This is a genomic window from Pirellula sp. SH-Sr6A (assembly GCF_001610875.1).
Taxonomy (GTDB): Bacteria; Planctomycetota; Planctomycetia; order Pirellulales; family Pirellulaceae; genus JBKCUI01.
Genome location: NZ_CP011272.1, coordinates 5,350,422 through 5,373,078 on the forward strand (window position 1 = coordinate 5,350,422; position 22,657 = coordinate 5,373,078).

The 22,657-nt window shown below is 53.4% G+C and carries 17 protein-coding genes; 11 read left to right on the forward strand and 6 right to left on the reverse strand.

Annotation, left to right across the window (positions count from 1 at the left end):
- Positions 1-24: 24 nt before the first annotated feature.
- Together VN12_RS20855 and VN12_RS20860 are read left to right on the forward strand one after the other, a co-directional pair.
- Entirely contained in the window at positions 25-846 is an 822-nt protein-coding gene (locus VN12_RS20855) for a sugar phosphate isomerase/epimerase family protein (protein WP_146678610.1), read from the forward strand.
- A 46-nt stretch (positions 847-892) separates the two neighbouring features.
- Positions 893-3,076, forward strand: coding sequence for a Tex family protein (locus tag VN12_RS20860; RefSeq protein ID WP_146678611.1), 2,184 nt, complete (start codon positions 893-895; stop codon positions 3,074-3,076).
- Positions 3,077-3,093: 17 nt separating this feature from the next.
- Here the strand turns inward: VN12_RS20860 and VN12_RS20865 are convergent, their stop codons facing one another.
- A complete protein-coding gene (locus VN12_RS20865) occupies positions 3,094-3,927 on the reverse strand; it encodes a GNAT family N-acetyltransferase (protein ID WP_146678612.1) in 834 nt (277 codons plus the stop codon).
- Between the two features lie 88 nt (positions 3,928-4,015).
- Between VN12_RS20865 and VN12_RS20870 the strand changes: the two genes are divergently transcribed.
- A complete protein-coding gene (locus VN12_RS20870) occupies positions 4,016-5,062 on the forward strand; it encodes an NAD-dependent epimerase/dehydratase family protein (protein ID WP_146678613.1) in 1,047 nt (348 codons plus the stop codon).
- Positions 5,049-6,122 carry a dihydrodipicolinate synthase family protein gene (locus tag VN12_RS20875; protein WP_146678614.1) on the forward strand — a complete coding sequence of 358 codons (1,074 nt, stop codon included), beginning with the start codon at positions 5,049-5,051 and terminating at the stop codon, positions 6,120-6,122. The genes VN12_RS20870 and VN12_RS20875 overlap by 14 nt, the downstream gene beginning before the upstream one ends.
- 21 nt (positions 6,123-6,143) lie before the next feature.
- Here VN12_RS20875 and VN12_RS20880 read toward each other — a convergent pair whose 3' ends face one another.
- Genes VN12_RS20880 through VN12_RS20890 form a run of 3 tightly spaced genes read right to left on the reverse strand, consistent with a single transcriptional unit; the run spans position 6,144 to position 10,583 of the window.
- Positions 6,144-7,220: a Gfo/Idh/MocA family protein gene (locus tag VN12_RS20880; protein WP_146678615.1), complete on the reverse strand. Its 1,077-nt coding sequence runs from the start codon at positions 7,218-7,220 to the stop codon at positions 6,144-6,146.
- 1 nt (position 7,221) lies between these two features.
- Positions 7,222-9,117 (reverse strand): sigma-54 interaction domain-containing protein, encoded by a 1,896-nt coding sequence (locus tag VN12_RS20885; RefSeq protein ID WP_146678616.1) that lies wholly within the window; start codon positions 9,115-9,117, stop codon positions 7,222-7,224.
- A gap of 8 nt (positions 9,118-9,125) precedes the next feature.
- Complete coding sequence (locus tag VN12_RS20890) at positions 9,126-10,583, reverse strand: MFS transporter (protein ID WP_315850175.1); 1,458 nt, start codon at positions 10,581-10,583, stop codon at positions 9,126-9,128.
- Between the two features lie 172 nt (positions 10,584-10,755).
- Here VN12_RS20890 and VN12_RS20895 point away from each other — a divergent pair, with 172 nt between their 5' ends.
- The 5 genes from VN12_RS20895 to bioA all read left to right on the forward strand — a co-directional run bounded on the left by VN12_RS20895 (position 10,756) and on the right by bioA (position 17,283).
- A complete protein-coding gene (locus VN12_RS20895) occupies positions 10,756-11,745 on the forward strand; it encodes an NAD-dependent epimerase/dehydratase family protein (RefSeq protein WP_146678618.1) in 990 nt (329 codons plus the stop codon).
- A 163-nt stretch (positions 11,746-11,908) separates the two neighbouring features.
- Positions 11,909-12,859 carry a DUF808 domain-containing protein gene (locus tag VN12_RS20900; protein WP_146678619.1) on the forward strand — a complete coding sequence of 317 codons (951 nt, stop codon included), beginning with the start codon at positions 11,909-11,911 and terminating at the stop codon, positions 12,857-12,859.
- A gap of 46 nt (positions 12,860-12,905) precedes the next feature.
- On the forward strand, positions 12,906-14,912 hold the full coding sequence (locus VN12_RS20905) for a hypothetical protein (protein ID WP_146678620.1): 2,007 nt from the start codon (positions 12,906-12,908) through the stop codon (positions 14,910-14,912).
- A gap of 62 nt (positions 14,913-14,974) precedes the next feature.
- Positions 14,975-15,910: a MotA/TolQ/ExbB proton channel family protein gene (locus VN12_RS20910; RefSeq protein ID WP_205855107.1), complete on the forward strand. Its 936-nt coding sequence runs from the start codon at positions 14,975-14,977 to the stop codon at positions 15,908-15,910.
- Complete coding sequence (gene bioA / locus VN12_RS20915; protein ID WP_146678622.1) at positions 15,910-17,283, forward strand: adenosylmethionine--8-amino-7-oxononanoate transaminase; 1,374 nt, start codon at positions 15,910-15,912, stop codon at positions 17,281-17,283. The genes VN12_RS20910 and bioA overlap by 1 nt, the downstream gene beginning before the upstream one ends.
- A gap of 140 nt (positions 17,284-17,423) precedes the next feature.
- Here bioA and VN12_RS20920 read toward each other — a convergent pair whose 3' ends face one another.
- Positions 17,424-18,965: an OprO/OprP family phosphate-selective porin gene (locus tag VN12_RS20920; RefSeq protein ID WP_146678623.1), complete on the reverse strand. Its 1,542-nt coding sequence runs from the start codon at positions 18,963-18,965 to the stop codon at positions 17,424-17,426.
- Between the two features lie 773 nt (positions 18,966-19,738).
- On the opposite strand from VN12_RS20920, the gene VN12_RS20925 reads away from it, so the two are divergent.
- The gene (locus tag VN12_RS20925) at positions 19,739-20,425 is read left to right on the forward strand and encodes a response regulator transcription factor (RefSeq protein ID WP_146678624.1); all 687 of its coding nucleotides are present in this window, start codon (positions 19,739-19,741) and stop codon (positions 20,423-20,425) included.
- Positions 20,422-21,858, forward strand: a complete 1,437-nt coding sequence (locus VN12_RS20930) for an ATP-binding protein (protein WP_146678625.1) — start codon at positions 20,422-20,424, stop codon at positions 21,856-21,858. Before VN12_RS20925 ends, VN12_RS20930 begins: the two co-directional genes overlap by 4 nt.
- A gap of 78 nt (positions 21,859-21,936) precedes the next feature.
- Here the strand turns inward: VN12_RS20930 and VN12_RS20935 are convergent, their stop codons facing one another.
- Complete coding sequence (locus tag VN12_RS20935; RefSeq protein ID WP_146678626.1) at positions 21,937-22,638, reverse strand: metal-dependent hydrolase; 702 nt, start codon at positions 22,636-22,638, stop codon at positions 21,937-21,939.
- Between the last annotated feature and the right edge of the window lie 19 nt (positions 22,639-22,657).

Genomic DNA, 22,657 nt, shown 5'->3' on the forward strand with positions numbered 1-22,657 from the left:
CCCTATCGATTTGGCGAACCACGTATGATTCACTCTGCCGTTACTCTGTCGCTCGTCCCGGAAGCCACTGGCGGTCCATTCGTGTTTTGGAACGATGCCAACGACGCGATCCGCACCGCTTGCGAACTCGGGTTTGATGCGATCGAGGTCTTTCCCCCCGATGCCCAGACGGTTCAAGCATTGCAGTTACCGTCTCGACTCTCTGGATTGAAGGTCGCTGCCATCGGAACAGGGGCTGGATGGGTAAAGCACAAATTATTGCTCTGCGATCCCGATGGCGCTCAACGACGTAGAGCGATCGAGTTCGTCGAATCGATCATGCGCGTGGCTGCTTCATTAGAAACCTCCGCCATCGTAGGGAGCATGCAGGGTCGTTCTAGCCCAACACTTTCCAAGTCAGAAGCTCGTAAATGGTTGCGTGATTCATTGGAGCAATTGAACGAGCTCGCTACAGTGCTTGGTCGTCCTTTGTTTTACGAACCCCTCAATCGTTATGAGACCGATCAAGCCACCACCTTGGCGCAAGGGGCGGAACTCATAGATGGGCTCGGTTCGACCCTGTTGCTCGCGGATTGGTTTCATATGAATATCGAAGAGGCCGATATGGTGGCATCGATCCGGGATTGCGCAGGGCGTATTGGGCATGTGCATTTCGCCGATTCGAATCGGCAGGCGATCGGAAAAGGGCACTTGGACTGGCTTCCGTTGGTTCAAGCCCTCGAAGAAACGGGCTACAGCGGCTATCTCAGTGCTGAAGTTTTCTCTCTACCCAGCGCTCGCGAAGCCGCACAGCAAACCATCGACTCCTTCAACCGCATCCAGTTCCGCTCCACTGCGACGAGCTAATCAAGCAATGTCGTGAAGCCTGCTCGCGTATTCCCAACCAATCTCCATGTCTTCCCAAAATCTCGTTGAAGTCCCGTTCGATTTGAAAGCGATTTGCACTGAAATCGCGAAGGCTATTCAAGTTCAATCGGCGCAAGTGGTCGCAGCGGTGGAATTGCTAGATGCCGGCAATACGATCCCGTTTATCGCCCGCTACCGAAAAGAAGCGACCCGAGGCCTCGATGAAGTTGCTTTGCGGTTCATCCAAGATTCACTTGAAAAAGCCCGGGAGCTTCATGCTCGCAAGGGAACCGTGCTGAAGACCATCTGCGAACTTGGCGCCCTCACTCCCGAATTGCAGAAACAGATATTAACGTGCGAAGATCTTTCTACGCTGGAGGCGATCTATGCGCCGTACAAACCCAAACGTCGTACGCGAGCGACTCTTGCAAAAGAACGCGGGCTCGAACCTTTAGCGCAACTGTTGCTCCGCCAAGCCAACCTTGGAAAACCGCGTCTCGAAGTCCTCAAGCCTTACGTGCAGTTGGAGCTTGGGGTGCCGGACGAGGAAGCAGCCTTAGCGGGAGCTTTAGACATCGTTGCAGAACAATGGTCGGAGGATGCAGAAACTCGCATTTGGATTGCGGACCTAGCAATGAAGCGCGGTCTGATTGTCTCGAAGGTGAAACGTGGCAAGAAGGAGGCTGCTGATAAATTCGAGCAATACCTCGACTATCGTGAACTCGTTTCCAAGATCCCTTCGCACCGATTCTTGGCGATCCAGCGAGGCGAAACGGAAGGAGTTCTCAATGCGAGCTTGGAAGTAGATCGCGATGATGTAATCGCTCAAATGCGTTCGCACTTTGTCAGGAATCCAAGATTTGAATTTCATCGCGAACTCAATGCCACGGTGGAGGATTGCTTCGACCGTTTGCTATTACCCGTCACCGAGTCGACGGTGATGCAGAAACTCAAAGAACGTTCTGACGAAGAAGCTATCCAGGTATTTGCTAAAAACCTGCGAGAACTGCTCCTTGCCCCTCCCGCCGGCCCACGTGTAACTCTGGGAGTTGACCCTGGATTTCGCACGGGTTGCAAACTAGCCGTTGTCGACGGCACCGGAAAGTATCTTGCGCACGCGACCATTTACCCCACACCTCCAACCTCCGATGCAGCGGGTGCCGAGAAGATCATTCTCGGTCTTATTCAGCGTTACAAAATCGAGCTGATCGCAATAGGCAACGGGACCGCGTCGCGAGAAACGGACTCGTTCTTCACCAATCTTCTGCGATCGCATCAGCTTTCCATCACCAAAGCCATGGTGAGCGAGTCGGGAGCTTCGATCTATTCCGCCAGCGAACTCGCCGGGCGTGAATATCCGGATTTGGATGTGACCGTGCGAGGCGCTATCAGCATCGCGCATCGACTGCAGGATCCCTTAGCAGAATTGGTGAAGACGGATCCCAAATCCATCGGTGTAGGCCAATACCAACACGACGTTAACCAGTCGCTTTTGAAGAAGTGTTTGGAACGGGAGGTGGAGTCGTGCGTGAATCGAGTCGGGGTCGACCTCAACATGGCGAGCGTCTCATTGTTATCGTTCGTTTCAGGAATTGGACCCAAGCTAGCGGAAAACATAGTGCGTTTCCGCGATGAAAAAGGACGCTTCGCCGATCGCCAGCAGCTCATGAAAGTCCCGAAGCTTGGTCCTAAAGCATTCGAACAATCGGCGGGTTTTCTACGCATTCGCGAAGGTGCGCAACCTCTCGACAACTCCGCAGTCCATCCCGAGTGCTATCCGCTGGTGGAACGCATCGCGAAACACTTGCGTGTACCGGTCGAACAAATGGTCGGCATGCAAGGCATAGAGCAGAAAGTGCGAGCCAACGATCTTGCCGACAGTTCGTTCGGCGCGATGACAATCACCGATGTGATTCAAGAGTTAAGCAAGCCGGGACGCGATCCTCGGCGTGAATTCCAAGCAGTCCGGTTCTCGGACGAAGTCCAATCCATGGAGGACCTCAAGGAGGGAATGGTTTTGGAAGGCTTGATCACGAACGTGACTCACTTTGGAGCGTTCGTCGACATTGGAGTCCATCAAGACGGTTTGATCCATATCTCGCAACTTTCGAACACGTTTGTGAAAGACCCCAACGACATCGTCTCGGTTGGGGACATGGTGAAGGTGAAAGTCCTCGAAGTGGATATTCCCAAGAAGAGAATTTCGCTCACTCGCAAGTTCCAACAGTAGGCGAAAGTCCGATGCGACTACCCAAGTGCTGGATCGGCAAGGGCGAACATCGTCGCCCAGTGAGGGGTGGGAGCCGATCCAATCGTCATGCGAAACAAGGTACGCACCGGCGAAAATCCATGGAGAGTCGCCAAATACACGGCACCTGTATTTTGCGAGGGGATGTCCCAAAATAAATCGCGATCCGTCCGTGCAGTGAGCTCGCTCACAATTGGAGCAGCGGATTGTTCGGTAGCGGATATCGGTCCCAAGTAATCTGCGATCCGGCCCGCGCGGAGCAAACCAAACGAACCATCGGGGCACGTGACCGCTTGGGAGCTTTCGGCCAATCGGGCCAACAATTCGCTACGATGGGCGCCAAAGGTGACTCGGTCCAGCGTGCAATGGTTTTCGGCAAGAGCCCCCTGCGAATCACCCGTCGATCGGTTTGGGTAATGGGGTGTGTTGCTTGCGTTTCCGGGCCTATGCCAACGATGGAATGCAAGTTCAGTTCGAAAACCCAACTGATCGTACAGCGTCTTGCCGACCGGAGTCGCATCCAATTGGATGGAGCGAATGGAACGCGACTGCAATTCGGCAATGGCGCGTTCCATTAAACGTCTCCCGATTCCTAGCCGTCGCAGACGGTGGTCTACGAGCATCATTCCAATCCAGGCCAAATCGGTACCGTAGCAAATCGTTGTGACCGTTCCGGCCAGGGTGCCATCTAGCCGGGCCACGAAGCATCCGTTGGGAGCTAATCCGAGCACACGATGCCAATCGGCAGGTAGCTGGTTCCATCCCGCTTGTTCCACGAGTTGCATTGCATGGGGGATATCATCTTCCGTGAAGAGTTCAATCGATAGGGACACTGCATTTCCTCTCCAAACCTACAACGACGCGGAATGTTTATACTGTTGCGACCGCATCTGACTTTTTCCTTACCCACACCTGGACACAATGGCCACCGAATTACCTGATTTGATCGAGACTGAAGATCAGCTCGACGCCATTCTAACAAAGCCAGACTCTGGTGTTCTCGAGTCTGTTCGAGAATTGGAATCACCCCTAGTCGTGGTCGGGGCCGGTGGCAAGATGGGACCGACCTTGGCCGTATTAGCCAAGCGTGCCGCAGAAGCGATAGGGAAGGATCTTCAAGTGATCGCGGCCAGTCGATTTCGGAATCCAGCAGCGCGAGATTGGTTGGAAGGTCAAGGTGTTGAAACACGGTGCACGGATCTCCTTTGCCGCGACAACGTTTCCAAACTCCCCGAAACGAGCAATCTGCTCTATCTGGTGGGGATGAAATTCGGGACATCCGTCGACCCGGTACCGACATGGGTCACAAATACGATTGCACCGATGCACGTTTCCGAGCGCTATCGTGGTTGCAAAGTCGTTGCGCTGTCGACGGGAAATGTCTACCCCAATGTCCCCATCGCCACGGGAGGCTGTTCTGAGGACCAAGCCCTAACACCGCATGGGGAGTATGCCAACGCTGCCGTTGCGCGCGAACGGTTATTTCAGTACTATTCCCGCTTGGATTCGCAGGCTAACCCCACGGTGTTGCTCCGACTCAATTATGCGCACGATTTGCGATACGGTGTGTTGACGGATATCGCGACCAAAGTTTGGAACGGCGAACCCATTTCACTCGATGTCGGGTATTTCAACGCGATCTGGCAGGGAGATGCGAATGCCATGTGTCTGCGTGCCTTTCGATATTGTGAATCCCCTTCGGTGGCGATCAATATGACCAGCCCGTCGATTTACTCGGTGCGGGTCGTCGCAGAACAGTTTGGTAATCTCCTCGGACGAACACCGTCCTTCTCCGGGAATGAGCAACCGCTGGCGCTGATCAGTAACACGGATCGGATGGTGGAGAGACTCGGTCGACCTTTGGTTTCGTTGGAAACCATGATGCGATGGATCGGTCACTGGATTCAAACAGGTGGCCGGCTTCTGAACAAACCCACGCACTTTGAGAGTCGAGATGGAAAATATTGAGGCGCTGCGTCGCCAGTTGTTGGAGGGGTTGGTCATTCCGGCCCACCCCCTGGCTCTGAGAAAAGATCGATCGTTCGATGAGGTCAGCCAAGCGCGTTTGAGCCGCTACTACCTCGATTGCGGAGCGGGTGGTTTGGCTGTGGGCGTCCACACAACGCAGTTTGCCATTCACGATCCACGGGTTGGACTGCTAGAACCGGTATTGCGTCTTGCCTGCGAGATCGCGCGAGGTAGGTCGCATCGCGACACGGTGTTGGTGGCTGGCCTTTGTGGCGACACACAACAGGTCACCGTGGAAGCCGAGTTGGCACGATCGATCGGATATGACGTCGGGTTGCTTTCTCTCGGTGCGATGAAGGATGCTTCGGAAAGGGATGTACTCGATCATTGCCTCCGGGCGAGTGAGATCATTCCACTCTTCGGTTTTTATTTGCAACCCGCCGTGGGAGGCAGAGTTCTTTCGTATCGTTTTTGGCGTGACTTTTGCGAGTTGCCCAACGTGGTCGCGATCAAGATAGCACCATTCAATCGTTATCAAACCTTGGATGTCGTCCGGGCATTGCACGATTCCCATCGACTCGACGAGATCGCTCTCTATACCGGAAACGATGACTCCATTCTGGTCGATTTGTGTAGCGAATACTTCCTCGGTGAAACCCATGCAAACCGTCCTGTACGATTCCAGGGTGGGTTACTGGGCCATTGGGCTTGCTGGACCCACACGGCGGTAGAACTGCATCGACGCTGCCAGCGGGTGTTCAAACTATCTCCCGATGAAAGCACCACCGAGCTACGAGAGCTCTTGCGATTGTCCCATCAAATCACCGACATGAATGCCGCCATCTTCGACGCGGCGAATCGATTTCACGGATGCATCGCGGGGATCCAAGAAGTCCTATATGGGCAGGGATTGATCGAATCCAATTGTTGTCTGGACGAACAAGAAACGCTCAGTCCTGGTCAGGCGGAAGAAATCGATCGCGTTCAACGACTCTATCCGCACTTGATCGACGATATGTATGTCAGCCGATGGATGGATGGTCAAGAAAAGAATGGATGAGCATCGGGCGCACACGGACGATCACATCCATAGACCGCTTGCTTTCAGAACCGTTCGTTGCACCGCCAAGTCATGATCGTAACTGTAGGCAAAGTCCTTTTCGCTGCGGATTGCCTTTGCCATGTCGAGCGCGTCATCAACGTAACGCGTGTAGCGAGGGAGTTCGATAGTTTGTTCCCCCTTTCGAAACTTCCCCCGGGGCCGATCTAGAAGCAGGCGTACTTTGGGATTATCGAGCGGTTCGATGTGAAATGTTCCCTCGGTACCGCACACGACGAGATGACGGCGATTTCCACCGTCGACTTCTAGGCAACTGGTTTTAACGGTCGCCGAGGCGGTGGGATATTCTAGTACTGCCAGCATATTGTCTTGCAGTGTATCGGCGATGGATGAGCTGTGTTTACTCGAAACATAGACCGATTGGGGTTCACCCAGGATTCGCACCACCAAGTCGATAAGATGGCAACCGAGTTCAAACATCATGCCGCCGGGGTAGGCTGCAGGAACCTTTCGTTCGGCCGAGGTCATTTGTTTGCTCATCACCGCGTGGACTTCGAACACATCCCCGAGCCAGCCAGCATCTAGGAATTCATGAAGCAGACGAATGGCAGGGTTGTAACGATACATATACCCCATCTGCACGATGCGATTCCCCCGTCGAGCAATCTCCAAGACTTGCTCTAGCTCAGGAAGCGACGTTCCTGCTGGCTTATCGATGTGCACATGACACCCCGCATCCAAGCAAGCCGCCGAGTGGCGAAGCAAGTCGCGAATTTCCGTTTCAATGAGCACGGCTTGCAAGCCGGGCTGGGCAAGCAGTTCCTCACGCGTCATCCAGGGCAATCCTCGGTAGGGTTCTTTGTCGGTTGCCGATCGGCGTAGAGCTTCATCCTCTTCGACGATTCCAATCACTTCAAAGTCCGGTGAACGACGATAGACCGAGAGCTTTGACGCATGGGCGTGCGCCACTCCGATTTGTCCCATTCGAATCGGTCGATTCTCCGGAGCAGTCGACGCGAGAGAGATCAAGGGAGACAGAACGCTCAACGAGGTGCAGGAAAGAGTGTTCGCCATCATTCGGCGACGCGAATGGTTCATGTTATCCCCCTTCGGGTTGATTCATTCCCAGCTGTTTCATCTTGCGATAGAGGTTGGATCGTTGAAGACCCATTCGCTCCGCCGCTTGGGTGACGTTGCGATGCGAAGCTTTGATTTGCTCCTCGATATACCGGATCTGGAAGTCGGCCGTAGCGTCTGCGAGCGACTTGTGCAAATCGATTCCTCCGGGCTCGGACGACTGCTGCGAGCGAGGGGAGCGAACGAAGTCAATCGCCTCGTCATGCACGACATCGTCGGTCGATAGATAGGCAACCCGTTCGACGATATTGCGAAGCTCTCGAACATTGCCTGGCCAATCATGCGCAAGCAATCGACGTTTGGCATTCTCGCTCCAAGCGGGCTTGGGGCGCCCAATCTTCGTACAAAACATGGCCATGAAAAAATCGGCCAGCTCGAGGATATCTGAACTTCGTTGTCGGAGCGGTGGTAGATTGATCGTGACCACCGTCAAGCGGAAGTAAAGGTCTTCGCGAAATTTCTTCTGCCTAACCAATTCCACTAGGTTTTGATTGGTAGCGGCGATCACCCGTACATTGACGGGGATAGTGTTTGACCCGCCGACACGGACGACGACTTTCTCTTCCAAAACGCGCAGCAATTTGGCTTGGCCGGCCAAGCTCATGTCGCCGATCTCATCGAGGAACAAGGTTCCACCCGAGGCCAACTCAAACTTCCCTGTTCTCGTTTCATGCGCGTCGGTGAAGGCACCTTTCTCGTGTCCGAATAACTCACTTTCGAGCAGTGTTTCGGTGATGGCTGCACAATTGACTGCGATGAACGGTTCGTAACGTCGTTTGCTCTGGTAGTGGATTTGTCGCGATACCACTTCCTTACCGGTACCGTTTTCGCCGAGGATCAAGACCGCGAGGTCGGTATCGCCAACTCTCTCGATGGTCTTTTTCAAGGATTCCATTTCTGAAGAATTGCCGATCAACTGCACTTGCTGGACGGCATCTCGCGTGAGGCGATCACGCGTTTGAACCAATCGCTGCATCTGCTGTGTATTGGCAAGTGCGGCGGATGCGTGTCGAGCGAGTTCCAGCAAATCGATTTCATCTTGATTGTCGAAGCGACCATCGGCATGGTTGATGACTTCAAAGACACCCATGGGTTTGCCACGTGGGTCGAGCAACGGGACGGCCAGCAAGGAGTCGGTGCGATATCCACTGCTCGTATCGACACGCCGATCCACTTCGTCGCGAGGGTCAGAGCGGTCCCAGCGGCGTGGTTGAAGGCTCTTTAGAACCGCGCCCGCGACCCCTTTGTCATCGGCGATGCGAAGCGGTTTCCCTTCGATCCCGAGTGCTGGGTGCCCCACGAGTTCGCGAGCGGACTTGTCCCAAAGGAAGATGCTGGCGCGATCGCATTTGAGCAATCGTGTCGCCGCTTGCGCGATGTCTTGGAGCAGCCGATCAAGATCTTGATGAGAGTGCCAATCGGCGGCGACATTAAGGATTTGGTTGAGCCGAATGACTTCGCGAGACTTTTGCTGTTGTCGATGCCAGATATCGATGGCGCGCGCGATGGCAACGCTATCGGTTTCCACGTCCGCACGTAGTTTCGTAGAGACGGGAGGGTGCAAGCACAGCACGAGGTCGCGATGGGTCTCACTGTGGAGGGGATAATACGACCAAATGCCTGACTCTGCTGCCGATCGGGAATCGAGCGCTTCACTGGCGGAGTTCCAATCGGGAGGTTCTGGTGCCGAAACTCCCAATTGCAGCGACTTCTTCCAAGCCCCCTTGGCTCCTTGCATTAGAACAAGAGACTTGGAGCCCACGTGTGAGAGCCAAGCGGAAAGCGGGGCTTGGAGGAGCTGATCGATCGCTCGTGCCCCTTCCAAGGTTTGAAAAAGATTTTCGACGAGAGAGCTCATAGATTGCTCTACGCTTCTTCTGCTTCAGGTCCTGGTTCAGGTAGGAAGAAGCTAAGCACTGCCCCGACCAATGCGTAACCTCCCGCCACGCAAGCGCCGACGACGGCGATCTGAGCAGGATTCGGTGGTTTTGATTCGGAGAGTGTCAGTGTTAAGAACGCCGCAAAGGTACCGATAATCCGGCCACCGATGTTGGCTGCAAAACTTTCACCTGTTCCCCGCAAATGGACGGGGAATACCAGCGGAATGTAATTGCCCCAGAAGCTGAACTGCGCAACGGTGAGGAAACCTGCGATAAAGATCCCCCAGCGAATCGTCTCAAGCGATTCCTCTTGTAGGCTCGTAGAGATCCACCAGAAGAAAACGGGGATAAAAATGAGGGCGGGCCAGCTGAACATTCGGAAGAGATCGCGGCGCGTGATCGCGAGGAGTGCGACGAGCGCGAATGCGACGCGGCCGAGGAGACCTCCCATTTCTTGCATGCTCGCGACCTCAGCCGCTGCACCATCATTGGCGGTACGGGCGATCGCTTTGATTTGTTGTTCGGTCAACTCCGGTTGCCCTTCCTTCGCCGCTTTCTCTTTGGCTTCCGCTACAGCTGCCTTCCCGACCGCCAGGATCTCTTTATGACCTCCAACCGGGGCCTTCAGAATTTGCGGTAGTTGTTGAATCGCTCCAAATGCGATGCCATAAGAAGCTGCAAACATCAGGGTGGTAACAATGGTTGTTTTTGCCAATTGAGGACTGAACAACTCCAAGATGTTGGGGCGTTTGAGTGTCCCGGCCGTTTTCTTGATTTGCCACGCGGGAGACTCGGGCAGGAAAGGGCGAATAAAGATCAAAGGGAGAGCGGGGATCACACCCGAAATCAGCGTGTAACGCCAAGCTTCGTGAACGCCATAAATGGCGGGAACCAACTGCCGTTGAGCGAGGTATGCGCAAAGACCAGCGGAAATCGCGACCAGGATGCCTCCCAGCGAAGAGAAGGCTTGGGTAAAGCCGAGCACCTTTTCCCGTTGCTTAGGATCGCTGAAGAGCTCGGCAAGCCAAGCGACTGCGGCGACAAACTCGACGCAAACACCGACAAACACCAAGCATCGACAGAGGAGGAGCTGATAAAGATTGGTGGTAAAACCAGCCGCCAAGGCCGCGAAGGCGTAGAGGAGAATACTGTACGTCAATACCCGTCGGCGTCCCCAGTAATCGGTCAAGTAACCGCCGAGCAAGCCGAAAATGCCTCCTACAAACGCAGGAACAAAGAACAATGTTCGAGCCCATCGAATGTAATCTTCCGACCCAGGGGTCATCTTCCCTTGGGTTAACGATCCGATTGCCGAGTCCAAGATCAGCGGGAGCATCAGAAGCTCGTAGATGTCAAACGCAAATCCGATGGAAGCCATGATACAAACGAGCCAAACAACGGTTTTGCTCATGGGGGCTGGCGTTTGATTCGCAGATGAACTCATAGACATGCTTTGGGGAGTCCTCGGTGGGTGGGAAAAATCGATCCTCGTGCAATGGCGGTACCGATCCAATTGCGTAATACTTTACACGGCTGGCCCACCTTGCGAACCATACCGATCCCCTTTTTACGGTTCGACTACCCATTTTTCCTAACTCAAGACCCTTTCTTTTACGATGAAGGTCCTCGTTACCGGCTACGGTGGTTTTTTGGGTAAGGCAATTTGCCGGCAGCTGCTGGCGAAGGGCTATCGGGTGCGGGGCTTAGCCCGCGGTCGATATCCGGAAATGGAAGCTCTCGGGGTGGAAGCTTATCAAGGCTCTGCAGCGGATCGTTCGGCCTGCGAGGTGGCTTGTCGAGATGTCGATGCCGTCATCCATACCGCGGCGTTGGCGGGGGTGTGGGGGCCTGCTCGGGACTTTGTGGTGGCCAATATTGAAGCCACGGAAAACTTGCTCGCATGCTGCCAGCGATTTCAAGTCGGCAATTTTGTGTTCACGAGTTCGCCATCCGTCACCTTCGACGGTTCGCCGCAAAGTCATATCGATGAGTCGGTCCCTTATCCCACGAATTGGCTTTGTCACTATCCTCGAACCAAAGCGATTGCCGAGCAAAAGGTGCTCGCTGCAGACTCCAGTCAATTGCGAACTTGCGCTCTCCGCCCTCACTTGATCTGGGGGAAAGGAGATCCGCACCTCATACCGCGCGTCATCGCTCGCTGTCGCCAAGGTCGTTTGCTTTGTGTGGGAGATGGAAAGAATTTGATTGATACAGTGCATGTCGATGCGGCTGCAGCCGCGCACGTGGGGGCGTTGCAGCGTTTGAGCGACAAAGATTCTGCCGCAGCGGGTCGCCCTTACTTCATCACCGATGGCGCTCCGCAAGAATGTTGGGCTTGGATTAGCACGATTCTCGCATTCGCGAATCTGACTCCACCTAAGATGAGAATACCTCTGGCGTTGGCCTACTCATTGGGCGCGGCGCTCGAGGGGGTCTATGCGCTGCTACGCAAATCAGACGAGCCACCCATGACTCGGTTTGTTGCCAAACAGCTCGGCGTCGATCACTACTTTCGAATTCACAATGCGATCGAACGTTTGGGTTATCGACCGCCCGAAAATCGGGAGGAATTGGTTGCGGAGCTGGTTGGTACCCTGGCCGACTGAGCCATTCTCATCGCAATTTCACACGAAATTGGTAAGGCCCGGTGTTGTACCGCTCACGGTTTTTGCCAGGTCCCGCTAGACTGTGCATCGCGTTTTGCAAGTTGTCCTATTCCTTTGTGGATGGGTTCGCGACCCACCCCTTCGCACTGAGAAAGAATTCAGCATGGCCTCCGGATTTTTTATGCTGTTAGATGACATTGCATCGGTTCTCGATGATGTCGCCACATTGACGAAAGTCGCCGTAAAGAAGACGTCCGGCGTGCTCGGGGATGACTTAGCTCTCAACGCACAACAAGTTACGGGTGTCCAAGCAAATCGAGAGCTACCGATCGTGTGGGCGGTTGCGAAGGGCTCCGCGATCAACAAACTCATCTTGGTCCCCGCAGCATTGCTGCTAAGCATTTATTTGCCCAGCCTCATCGATCCTTTGATGATCCTAGGTGGAGGGTTCCTGTGCTACGAAGGGGTCGAGAAGCTTCTGCATAAATTCCTGCATTCCCACGACGAAGTCGAATCGCATCAAAAGTCGCATAAGGAAGCGATAGCAACTCCGGAGGTGGATATCGTTGCCGCGGAGAAATCAAAGGTTGCGGGAGCGATCCGCACAGACTTTATTTTGTCTGCGGAAATCATTGTCATCTCGCTCGACGTCGTTACAGAGTCTAGCTCTCTGGTGAAGCTCCTGGTCCTCAGCGCTATAGGCGTTTTGATGACCATAGGTGTCTACGGTTTGGTGGCTGGGATTGTGAAGCTGGACGATTTAGGGATTTACTGGAAGCGTTCTTCGAAACCGGGTCTTCAGTCGCTGGGAGGTGGTATTCTCTGGGCTGCTCCTTATTTGATGAAGTTTCTATCTGTCGCAGGGACACTCGCCATGTTCCTCGTCGGTGGCGGTATTCTCGTTCACAAGATCGATTGGGTGCATCATTTTGTTGAGAACTTGGATCACGCCATGGAAAACCTTTCTGGATGGATTCGATCTCCGGTGCTGATCGTCGCAGAGGGGATTGTGGGAGTCATCGCCGGGGCGATCGTCGTCGCAGTGATCGCGATCGGAAGACGGATTGTGTTTGGAAAGCCGTCCCATGCCGCGTCGTCCAACCACGGATCGTAACGCGTCGACGAACGTGTAGTCAAACCACCAACGCTTCTTGAACAACATGCTAATGCCTTCCGAAGCGTTTCGTCGGACTTGGGTGATCCTGCTCCTCGTTGGCTGGTTTCTCTTCAACGGGGCTGTTCTTCTCGTTCCATCGATTCCCGTTCAAAGCGTGCACGAAGATGTCGTAGCACTTTCTCGACTGGATCATGCTTGGTTACTCTTCGCTCATCCAGAATGGATTTGGGAACAATGGACGAACGGTCTGTCTCGCATCGAGTTGATGGATCGGTTACCTCCGGTTCTCTGGTCCATCGCATGCGCGGCGATCTATACGGCTCTGGGAGCTTGGGGCGGCCGAAGGATGGATTTGGCCCGGATCACCAATGAAAGCCGAATCGCTCGGGTGCTTTTTTGTTTTCTGTTGGGATACTGCGGAACGGGTACGCTTATTTCGGTCGCGTACTTCGTATTTCCCAATCAGACGCTTCTCGCCACGGTTCTAGCTGTTGCGTTCGTCCTCGTCGTGGGAGCGACGGGTACACGCGGGTGCCGTCTTCCCGGAGACTCCCCGTTGAGGACCGACCAAACATCGGATCAGCAAGACTGGAGTCAGATATCTTGGAAGCGTCGGCTCACCGGTTTGTTTTTCGCGGCAAGCGGTCTGTTGCTTTTCGTTCAATCTCTCGGAGCATGGTTGCCGACGCTCGATAGCGAAGTAAAACGCGATCGTTGGGCGCAAAACTACTCGGTTCTATCCGAGAGTCCAGATACCGGCTGGGGCTCCAGAGGGACACGAGGCAGTTGGGCTGGGTTGGAAGATATTGCTATGTTGTGGGTGATCGCTCGAGAACCAGCGCGCAGGGAAGAGATTGGGAACGCGGTATCGGAAGAGCCGGCGGATCCGGTGGCGACGCAGTCAGAACTCCGGGGTATCATCCGGTCGCGATACCTACCTGCGATTTCAGGTAAATGGCTCGCGTCCCTCGCGTTCAGCGCTGCGGTTATGCTCGTTGCGATACGCATTGCCTCGTCGCGTGGAGTCTTGGTAGCGATCACGGCTCTCTTTTTTTTGATTTCGTTTCCGAGTTGGATGGAGCTGATCCGGCTAGGGCGACCTGAAGTGATTGCTGGAGCTGCGTGTCTGGGGATCGTGTATGTTTGGCTCCATCCCTTTCGATCTGAAGAGAAGAGATCCTTCTGCGGAAGGGCGATTGCCACCATGTGCTTTATTGCGCCATTGGGTTGGTGGCTTGTTTATACCCTCCAGATCCCTTCCGATTCGCAGTACTCTGTCGCGAGTGCGACTCTGCGGTTCCTAGGTTTTTCTTTCCTTTATTCCATCCCATGGGCAGCGACTTGTTTATGGGGTTGGCTGCGAGAAGGATTCGTTGGTGCCAAGTCTTTGCGAGAATCGCGATGGGGGGGGATCTCTGTCTTGGCGTTCCTATTGTTCGGAGTAGTGTTGTCGCAACCGGATCGTGTCTGGATTCCGTTTAGCGTCTTCCTGATGGCAGCTTTTGCGGTGGGCGCACAGTCCCTTTTGTCGATGAGAGGGGGATGGCTATGGCTCTTGGTATGGGGGAGTTTGGGCGCTGGAAGTTTTGTGAATGTGCTGGTCCAGCCCGGATGGGATAATCGACTATTGGGAAGCCTGGATCGTTTGCTCTTCGAAGAGCATGTCGAGCCAGAGGGGCGCAATGACAAGCTGGGGAGTTATGGGTATTCTCGCGAAATACTTCGTCAAACGATCGCAGGAGAATTGCCCGTCGATGGGAACCTACTGCTGATCGGGCACTGGGATGGATTGGACATTCCGCAACGGACGATCGTACAGAGGGTGCAGTCGTATCGCCTCGCGCCATGGACTCGCGAGTCGCTCCAGCGACAGCGTATCACCCACATCGCCTTGATCGACTCATCGGAGCTTGGTTTCTCGGAGTGGGATGATATGTTGGAACGAGATTATCGGATTCAGCTCGCGGAACTCGAAGGGAAAGGTTTGATTTCCAGAATACCGGTGTCGGATCGATCTCGCGATCTAACGCTTTTTCAAGTTAATCCGTAGGGATATCTCGAACTTCGGGAAGTCGCGATATAATGCCGGAGATTCCAAATGAAATCCTACTGATGGAAACGATCCAACATGGAGCCGCTCGGCTTATGAAAGATGGAACGATCATGCGATCTCCCCTTCGCAGTCTCTTGCTCGCCATCGCTTTTTTCCTTTCGGGGGCGGCAATCGGGCTCTCGCAGGTGACCGATCGGGAGTTACAGGATCTCGCTGGGGCGGCATCGGTAAAGCCACAAGAGACGGGGAGTACGGACAGCAAACAGGTTCGGATTGATCTTCTGTCGTTGTTGGTCAGCGGCGGATTCTTGATGATCCCAATCGGCTTGGTCAGTTTGGTTGTGGTTGCGTTCACGGTCGATCGTCTGATTGGGTTGCGTATGGGGCGGTTGTATCCTCGCAAGCTTAGGCGGTCCCTGCGGCAATATGCAAAACAGGTGGACGTCGATCCCCGATCGGTGCATCTGTGTGTTGTAAACGACTCCTCGTCCGCAGGAGTGGCAGTGCGATCACTGTTGGGGCGAGTAGGGCGATCGCCTACGGAGATGAAATCGAGCGTCGAAGAAACTTTGCAGCGGGAAGCGGATCGGGCTTATGGAAATGTTCGGTGGCTCAATCTTTCGGCGGGGATCGCTCCGCTTCTCGGTCTGCTCGGAACGGTGTGGGGATTGATTCGGGCTTTTCACGATACGACTCAGCTAACAGCCGGGCAAAACCGAGCCGATGCTCTCGCGGTGGGTATCTATGAGGCGCTCGTGACGACGTTGGCGGGATTGGTCGTCGCGATTCCTGCTGCTGTAATATCTCACTATTTCGAGGGACGCATCACACGTGTCTTCGGAACGATCGAGGAAGATGTGGAGGCACTCATTCCACGATTCGAAGGGTTCGAAGGGCGGACCCGGTTTGAAACGGTTGGAAAAGAATTGGTTCCACGCGACGTGGCAACTCACCGTGTTTATCCTCCTGCAATTCCCTCCATTCCATCCACCTAATGTTGCATTCGAATTTGAGAGGCGATGAGTCCGCTTACAGCGAGCAGGAGATACGGTGGCTGCAGTCCGTTGATCGGGAAACCGTTTGGCATGCTTTTTCGCAGATGGCTGATTACGATGGGTTGATCATCGATCGAGGAGAAGGCAACTGGCTCATCGATATCCAAGGAAATCGCTATTTGGACGCTGCCAGTTCCCTTTGGTGCAACGTGCATGGCCACTCCCATCCACGTATCAATCAAGCTATCGTCGAGCAGCTCGCGAAGGTCGCTCATGTTACCAATCTCGGGATGAGCCATCCCGAGACCATACGACTAGCTGATCGATTGATTCGATTGGCGCCCGATTCGCTAGAACACGTTTTCTTCTGTTGCGATGGGGCCAGCGCTGTCGAAGTTGCTATGAAGATGGCATTCCAGTTTTGGAAGCAGTCGGGGGCCGGTCAAGACGAGCGGAACCAGTTTCTCGTGCTCGGAAATGCTTACCACGGCGATACGATTGGTACCGTTTCGGTCGGAGGGGTCGAGCGATTCCATCGATTGTTCGGTCCCCTACTTTTCCCTGTTCTACGAGGGCCTTGTCCCACTGGCTCCCGCATCGTTCCTCACCAGAACGATTTCCTGCTGGCATCCTATCTCAGGGAGTATCGGCTCCTGTTTGAGCAACATGCCCGTGAGATTGCAGCGGTGATCGTCGAGCCATTGCTTCAGTGCGCGGCAGGCATGGTCTTTCATCCACCCGGTTTTCTAAGTGGGATGGCAGCTCTTTGTCGGGAGTTCGATACGTTGCTTATCGTCGATGAGATTGCAGTAGGGATGGGACGCTGTGGAAGGATGTTCGCCTGCGAATATGAATCGGTGCAGCCAGATGTTCTATGCATAGGGAAGGGGCTAACGGGTGGCTATTTGCCTATGAGTGCAGCATTGACGTCGGGGCGAGTCTTTGACGCGTTCCTTGGCGACTCGACTCGTACCCTTTATCACGGTCATACCTATGGTGGGAATCCACTCTCTGCGGCTGCTGCCAATGCAACCCTTGATTTAACTCAAGCGGTACTTGAGCAAGGAGTGATGGGGGAAAGAGTGGATCGAATGGACTCGGAGCTGCGTGCGGTACAGTCAATGGGGTGTGTCCAACGCGTGGACTATTTGGGGATGCTGGGGGCGATCGAATGGAATGCCCCCAGCTACCAGCTAGGATGCCAGGCCGTCCGACGCGTGTGTGACGAATTGCATCGGGAGGGTATTTGGCTTCGCCCTCTCGGCAATACCCTGCCCATTGTTCCGCCTCTGTCCATTACCGACGATGAATTGTCGATGCTGTTTATCAAGATTCGACAAGCCGTCCAGCAAGTCGCTGCCTCGATGACCTAATCCGTTCGATCGACGTGCCAGTATCTTCAGCGTGGGCGCGATGAATTGAGATGGGGGTCTCGAATTGGCATTAAATAAAGCGCTCAAATCAAGTAACTTGCTTCAAGAGAATTTGCGTATTGCGATCTCTTTTTTCTCCCCTAGAAGTCCATCAGAATGCGTATGCCTGCGCCCGTAAAAGTTCCGTTTGAAAAACCATTGATTGGTGTGCGATCCTGGATTCGACCATCGACAAGATTCAGCATTAGCTTGCTGTGAGTCGTCCAGTACCAGTTCAAGCCAAGGGTGATATCTTCTTGACGGCCTCCTTGGACATCCCGGTCGCACAACGAGAGGTATGACCAACGTGCGGCGATTTGCCATGCTCCCCAACCTGTCTCGGCTGGATCTCGACGATTTCGGACAGCGAAGAAATTCTTACGCGGTTTGGGGCGAGCTAATCGGCCTGATTTGCGATCCCACGGCATGTATTCGCCGGTTAAGAAATAGGCTGCTTGCAAATAGCCGCCATGAAAATTTAGGTAGCTATCCCTTTGCCGATCGACAGTTGTCGTCAGGTATTCGCCCTGCAACTGAAGGGAACCCAGGTTCAGTACGGTCTCCAAGCCGGTGGAATTGTAATCTGTTGCACCGAGCAAGGTGCCCGTGTCGATCCATGGGTTCGTCGTCTGCAACTCAGGTCGAACATTGAAACTGGCCAAGTCGCCGTTGTTCCCAGATGCACTTAAGCTCGACGCCGTTGTTGCGTACATATTCGCGACACCGAGGTGCCAATAGCTTCGTCCCTCCGACGTTTCGTCGTACCAAGGTGCTGTTGCGAATCGTGCATTGAGGCTGAAATGCAGCGGACTACCGATATCCCGCCCGATACCTTTGACATCCTCCAGTTCAAAGGCACCGAATTGCCAATTCAGAATGTCTCCGTCAGAGTGTCCATAGGACTCGATACCCAGTCGACGGAAGTTTGGATTGAATGCATTGATTACCAGCGGACGTTCGAAAAAAACAACATGTTGATTGCTATTCCAAGCATCCAGGCCGAACGGTCGCTTCTGATTTCCAATCAACAAGGTCTGAAAGACGGGCAATTCCTCGAACCCAACATAAGTATCCCGAAATGTGCTGCGGCTCGGGTTGCCTAAGTCGAACTCGATACGATAAAGCCCCGTGTCCCGTATTTTACCTTGCGCGCCCAAACGAATCCGACGGAATTGAATCCTGTCCTCAACGTCCGTGCCCGTGATTGGGTTTTCAAAGTTTGCGATACCGGGCGATGTGTTTGGAAATCCTAGTGCCTCCAGATGCATCCGTCCGAACATCTGAACTGAAGGACGGTTGCTGTTCTTTTTGTCTTGATGATTCGACCACAGTTCTTCGAGTCTTCGTTTGGACTCGTCAGGAAAGCGCGTCGATTTCGATTCCTCTGTCGATTCTAGGTCAACAGATTCTGAGATCTCCATTTCCGCGATCCGCTTCTCCGCGTTCTGCAGTCTTTGAACGAGTTCGTCGAGTGTCGAAGCGGTTGTGGGAGGACTCTGAGGAATTTCCAAGGCTTCTGTTTCTTCGATGTCTACTTCTGAGGCTGGAAGGGTAGCCGATACTTCGTCAGGCAATTGCGCAGCGACGCGACTGAAGCACAGTAGTACGAGTAGGAATCCAGTTACCCCAGCTCCATGTGTCATGAATCAACGCCTCTTTTTTCCTATGAATGTGACGAGCTAATGTAATCCGATTTTTGTAGCGACCATGCGAGATAGCACGAGTCAACGAATGCAGTGAAGGTCCGTGTCATGCCAACGAGGGCCGAATGATTCGCCCGATTTCTTTGAATGATCGCCCCGTTTTTACTTGGATCGCCACAGAAATTGCTCCTTTTACGGATAAAAGATCAATTAGATTGATGCTGTGCAAAGGATTGCATGTCAGTCGTATAGACGATCCGCGAAGATTCGAGCGGTTACTGGATCGTCACCACGTTCAGCGAGTACCTCTCCGTTAATTGGAGCGACGGTCAAGTCGGCCCACTCGTGTTGCTTTTGTGTCTCGACCTTCCAGTTTCCATCGCGGATCCACAATTCTACAATGGGACCAATACTTGTTTGAGCGATCTACCCCGGCTTTGGCGTATCCATAGAGAGAAACAAGGATGAGTATGGCAGCGGTGGTCGCGGCAGTGCCCTGGACGACGATAATAAGAAGTGGCATCGTTCTTCTCCGATCTGTTGTGACGCAAGCGAAAGTGTCTGTGAGCAATATCGCAACCATTTCTAAAGACTTGCTGAAGCGAATCTGAAATTGGCTTTACGATTCGCAAAAGCAGCTTGAAACCCACTTTCCGAAGCGGCAGGGTTAGCGAAGATAAAAAGAACTTTAGATTCCGTTCAGGCTGGCTTCATGTTGGCGATTACGATGTCCAATAACCGCACTTTTTTCCTTGTTTGAGTCAAGTTATCAAATGAGCATTTGTATCCTAGTTATCGAAGATGAGCCAGGCATTGCCGACTTTCTGTTGCGAGGGTTGACAGAAGAAGGCTACGTTGTATCCCACGCCGCGGACGGTAATCATGCTCGGTTGCGTTTGCAAATCGAAACTTGGGACTTGATCATTCTCGATTGGTGGCTTCCGGGCGAAGATGGGTTACAGCTTCTAAAGCGATTTCGTCAACGAGATCGCTCTACTCCTGTGTTGTTCCTAACTGCACGCGATGGTGTTAGCGAGCGTGTCAAAGGGCTCGATTCGGGAGCCGATGACTATCTCACCAAACCCTTTTCATTTGAAGAACTTCTTGCTCGTGTGCGTTCTCTTCTGCGGCGGCAGGGGCAGGCCGATTCTATTCACTTGGAGTATGCGAAGATTCGCATCGACCTAACGCAGCAGCGTGCCACACGCGAGGGGGCTCCGATCGATTTAACCGCCAAGGAACTTTCGCTCCTGTCCATGTTCCTTCGGAATCCAGAACAAGTACTATCACGTACGAGGATTTACAAATCGGTATGGGACGAAAACTTTGACGGGCTCTCCAATACACTGGAAGTCCACATTAAAGACCTGCGTCGAAAATTAGAGAAATACGGACCACGTGTTATTCACACCCGGCGAGGCCAAGGCTATGTATTGGAACTGCAGCGAGTTGACGAATGAGTTTGATCAATCGCGTTAGCATTTTCTTTCTCTCCGCCTTAGCGGTCATCCTATGTATCTATTCGTTCGTTTTTTATTCCGTCACTTTCAGATACATTGAAAATCAATTCGCGAGCGAACTTCGTGGGGTGCTATCTTCATTGGTCGCGGCCGCCGAAGTTGAAGAGACGGAAGTGAAGTGGCAACCGAAGGAACATGCAATCCATTTTGGAACGCAAGACGAATTCGGTGAAGTTCAGTGGATTGTGGTTGGCGATGAGGTACAGATCGTCGAATGTTCTCGTGTAGCGGATGATCGTCTGTTAGCGGTTGCATATAAAAACCAATTCCTGGGTCGAATGGACGATGGGGAAGTGAGGACTCGAAACTTGGAGGGGTGGATATTCATGAGTGAAAGAGTCGTCGCTCCGAATCCCCAACGGCTGGAACGGGAACCCGATGAATTTGATCAGCTGACCGTCACGGTTGGACGCTCTTCCGTACCCCGTGACGCAATTTACTTCCGGCTACTAGTATTTGTCACGTCGCTTCCTTTATTGGCTTGGTCTATTGCAGCCTTTATGGGAAGGTGGTTTGTCCGAAAGGCATTACTTCCCGTGGCCGACATGTCTAGGCAAGCGCAAGTGATTTCAGGAACCGACTTCAAGGCAAGGTTGGTATTTCATTATGCGGGCGACGAACTAACCGAGCTGGGAACAGCATTCAATCGTCTTTTAGATCGACAACAAATTGCTTTTGATCAGCAGAGGCGTTTTGCTGGCGATGCTGCGCATGAGTTGCGGACTCCGTTGACAGTCCTGTTGGGGCAAATTGAAGTCACGCTGCGACGTCCTCGAGGTGTTTCCGAGTATCAATCGAATCTGGAACTATTGCGAGGACAGACTCGGTATTTGCAGGAGATCGTCGAGTCGTTGTTATTCCTGGCACGGAGTGAGTCGGACTCTGAATCACCTCCATTGCGTCGGATCGAACTGCAATATTGGCTCGAGAGTCAATCGGCGACATGGGTTGCGCCCACTCGAAGCAATGACCTGCAACTGGACATTCGATTGAGCAAAACCACTTGTGTACTAGCAACGCCTGCCTTGTTGGGGAGGGTGATCGACAACATTGTTTCCAACGCATTGAAGTATAGTGCCCCTGGTTCGCCTATCATCGTGCGAGCTGAAGAGAGAGAGGGCGAGGCGGTCATCGAGGTCATTGACGAGGGGCATGGAATCGCCCATGAGGATATGCCTCGACTGTTTGAACCTTTTTTTCGGTCGCAAGACGTGCGCCGTCGTGGTATTGCAGGGAGCGGACTCGGACTCGCGATCGCCAAACGCATTGCGACGGCACTTGGTGGCCGTTTGGAGTGTGATAGAAGATCGCCTCGCGGTACATGTTTCCGTCTATGTCTATCCATCGACAATTTCAAATTGGAATCTCGATAGTTAGCCACAAACCTTTCCGGTTATCTCCGATGAAAAGTACCTGCAGTCTGACGGATCTTACTGTGACCGTTAACTTGGTTACTCGATGATGACAGGCGTATCTACGACGGGGACGAACGGCTTCGCACTGGTGGATTGCTTAATGAGATTGGCCCAACGGTGTGGGTCCTGTGCGATGGGGGGCCATGTGTTGTAGTGGGTCGGAAACGCATTCTTGGCACCGACCCATTCCACCGCGAGCACGGAGTCTTCGAGTCCCATCGTGAAGAGATCCCCGATTGGAACAATCACCGTATCGACTCGATTTCGTTGCATCAATTTGAGATCGCTAAACAGGGCCGTATCACCAAGGTAATAGAGGTGATGACTCCATTCATCGCGTTCGAACGTGAGGAACAAACCTCCAGCCAGTCCTCCATAGGATCCATCTGGAAGTCCGGACGAATGGATCGCGGGAGTAAGTTGGAGCGTGCCGAAATCGGTTTTAACTTTCCCTCCAATGTTCATCCCAACCGCGTGCTTCACGCCATGCTGCGTCGAGAGCCATGTTGCGATCTCATAATTGGCGTAGATGGGGCACCCTACACGATTGGCGATGGACGCTGCGTCTGCGATATGGTCAAAGTGCCCATGGGAAATACATATGTGGGTGGGGTTCAAGTCGGTGTCGCGAACATGGCACGAAGGGTTGTCGTTGACGAATGGGTCGATCAATACGCGATGGTCCCCCTGGGTGATCATCCAAGTCGAATGTCCTAGCCATGTTGCTTCGATGTTCATTCGCTGCTCTTTCCGTTTA

Coding starts and splice junctions, on each gene's coding strand:
- bioA (WP_146678622.1), top strand. CDS start 15,910: ATGTTGCATTCGAATTTGAGAGGCGATGAGTCCGCTTACAGCGAGCAG.
- VN12_RS20895 (WP_146678618.1), top strand. CDS start 10,756: ATGAAGGTCCTCGTTACCGGCTACGGTGGTTTTTTGGGTAAGGCAATT.
- VN12_RS20935 (WP_146678626.1), bottom strand. CDS start 22,638: ATGAACATCGAAGCAACATGGCTAGGACATTCGACTTGGATGATCACC.
- VN12_RS20880 (WP_146678615.1), bottom strand. CDS start 7,220: ATGAACCATTCGCGTCGCCGAATGATGGCGAACACTCTTTCCTGCACC.
- VN12_RS20860 (WP_146678611.1), top strand. CDS start 893: ATGTCTTCCCAAAATCTCGTTGAAGTCCCGTTCGATTTGAAAGCGATT.
- VN12_RS20920 (WP_146678623.1), bottom strand. CDS start 18,965: ATGACACATGGAGCTGGGGTAACTGGATTCCTACTCGTACTACTGTGC.
- VN12_RS20875 (WP_146678614.1), top strand. CDS start 5,049: ATGGAAAATATTGAGGCGCTGCGTCGCCAGTTGTTGGAGGGGTTGGTC.
- VN12_RS20900 (WP_146678619.1), top strand. CDS start 11,909: ATGGCCTCCGGATTTTTTATGCTGTTAGATGACATTGCATCGGTTCTC.
- VN12_RS20855 (WP_146678610.1), top strand. CDS start 25: ATGATTCACTCTGCCGTTACTCTGTCGCTCGTCCCGGAAGCCACTGGC.
- VN12_RS20905 (WP_146678620.1), top strand. CDS start 12,906: ATGCTAATGCCTTCCGAAGCGTTTCGTCGGACTTGGGTGATCCTGCTC.
- VN12_RS20930 (WP_146678625.1), top strand. CDS start 20,422: ATGAGTTTGATCAATCGCGTTAGCATTTTCTTTCTCTCCGCCTTAGCG.
- VN12_RS20925 (WP_146678624.1), top strand. CDS start 19,739: ATGAGCATTTGTATCCTAGTTATCGAAGATGAGCCAGGCATTGCCGAC.
- VN12_RS20910 (WP_205855107.1), top strand. CDS start 14,975: ATGGAAACGATCCAACATGGAGCCGCTCGGCTTATGAAAGATGGAACG.
- VN12_RS20890 (WP_315850175.1), bottom strand. CDS start 10,583: ATGAGTTCATCTGCGAATCAAACGCCAGCCCCCATGAGCAAAACCGTT.
- VN12_RS20870 (WP_146678613.1), top strand. CDS start 4,016: ATGGCCACCGAATTACCTGATTTGATCGAGACTGAAGATCAGCTCGAC.
- VN12_RS20885 (WP_146678616.1), bottom strand. CDS start 9,117: ATGAGCTCTCTCGTCGAAAATCTTTTTCAAACCTTGGAAGGGGCACGA.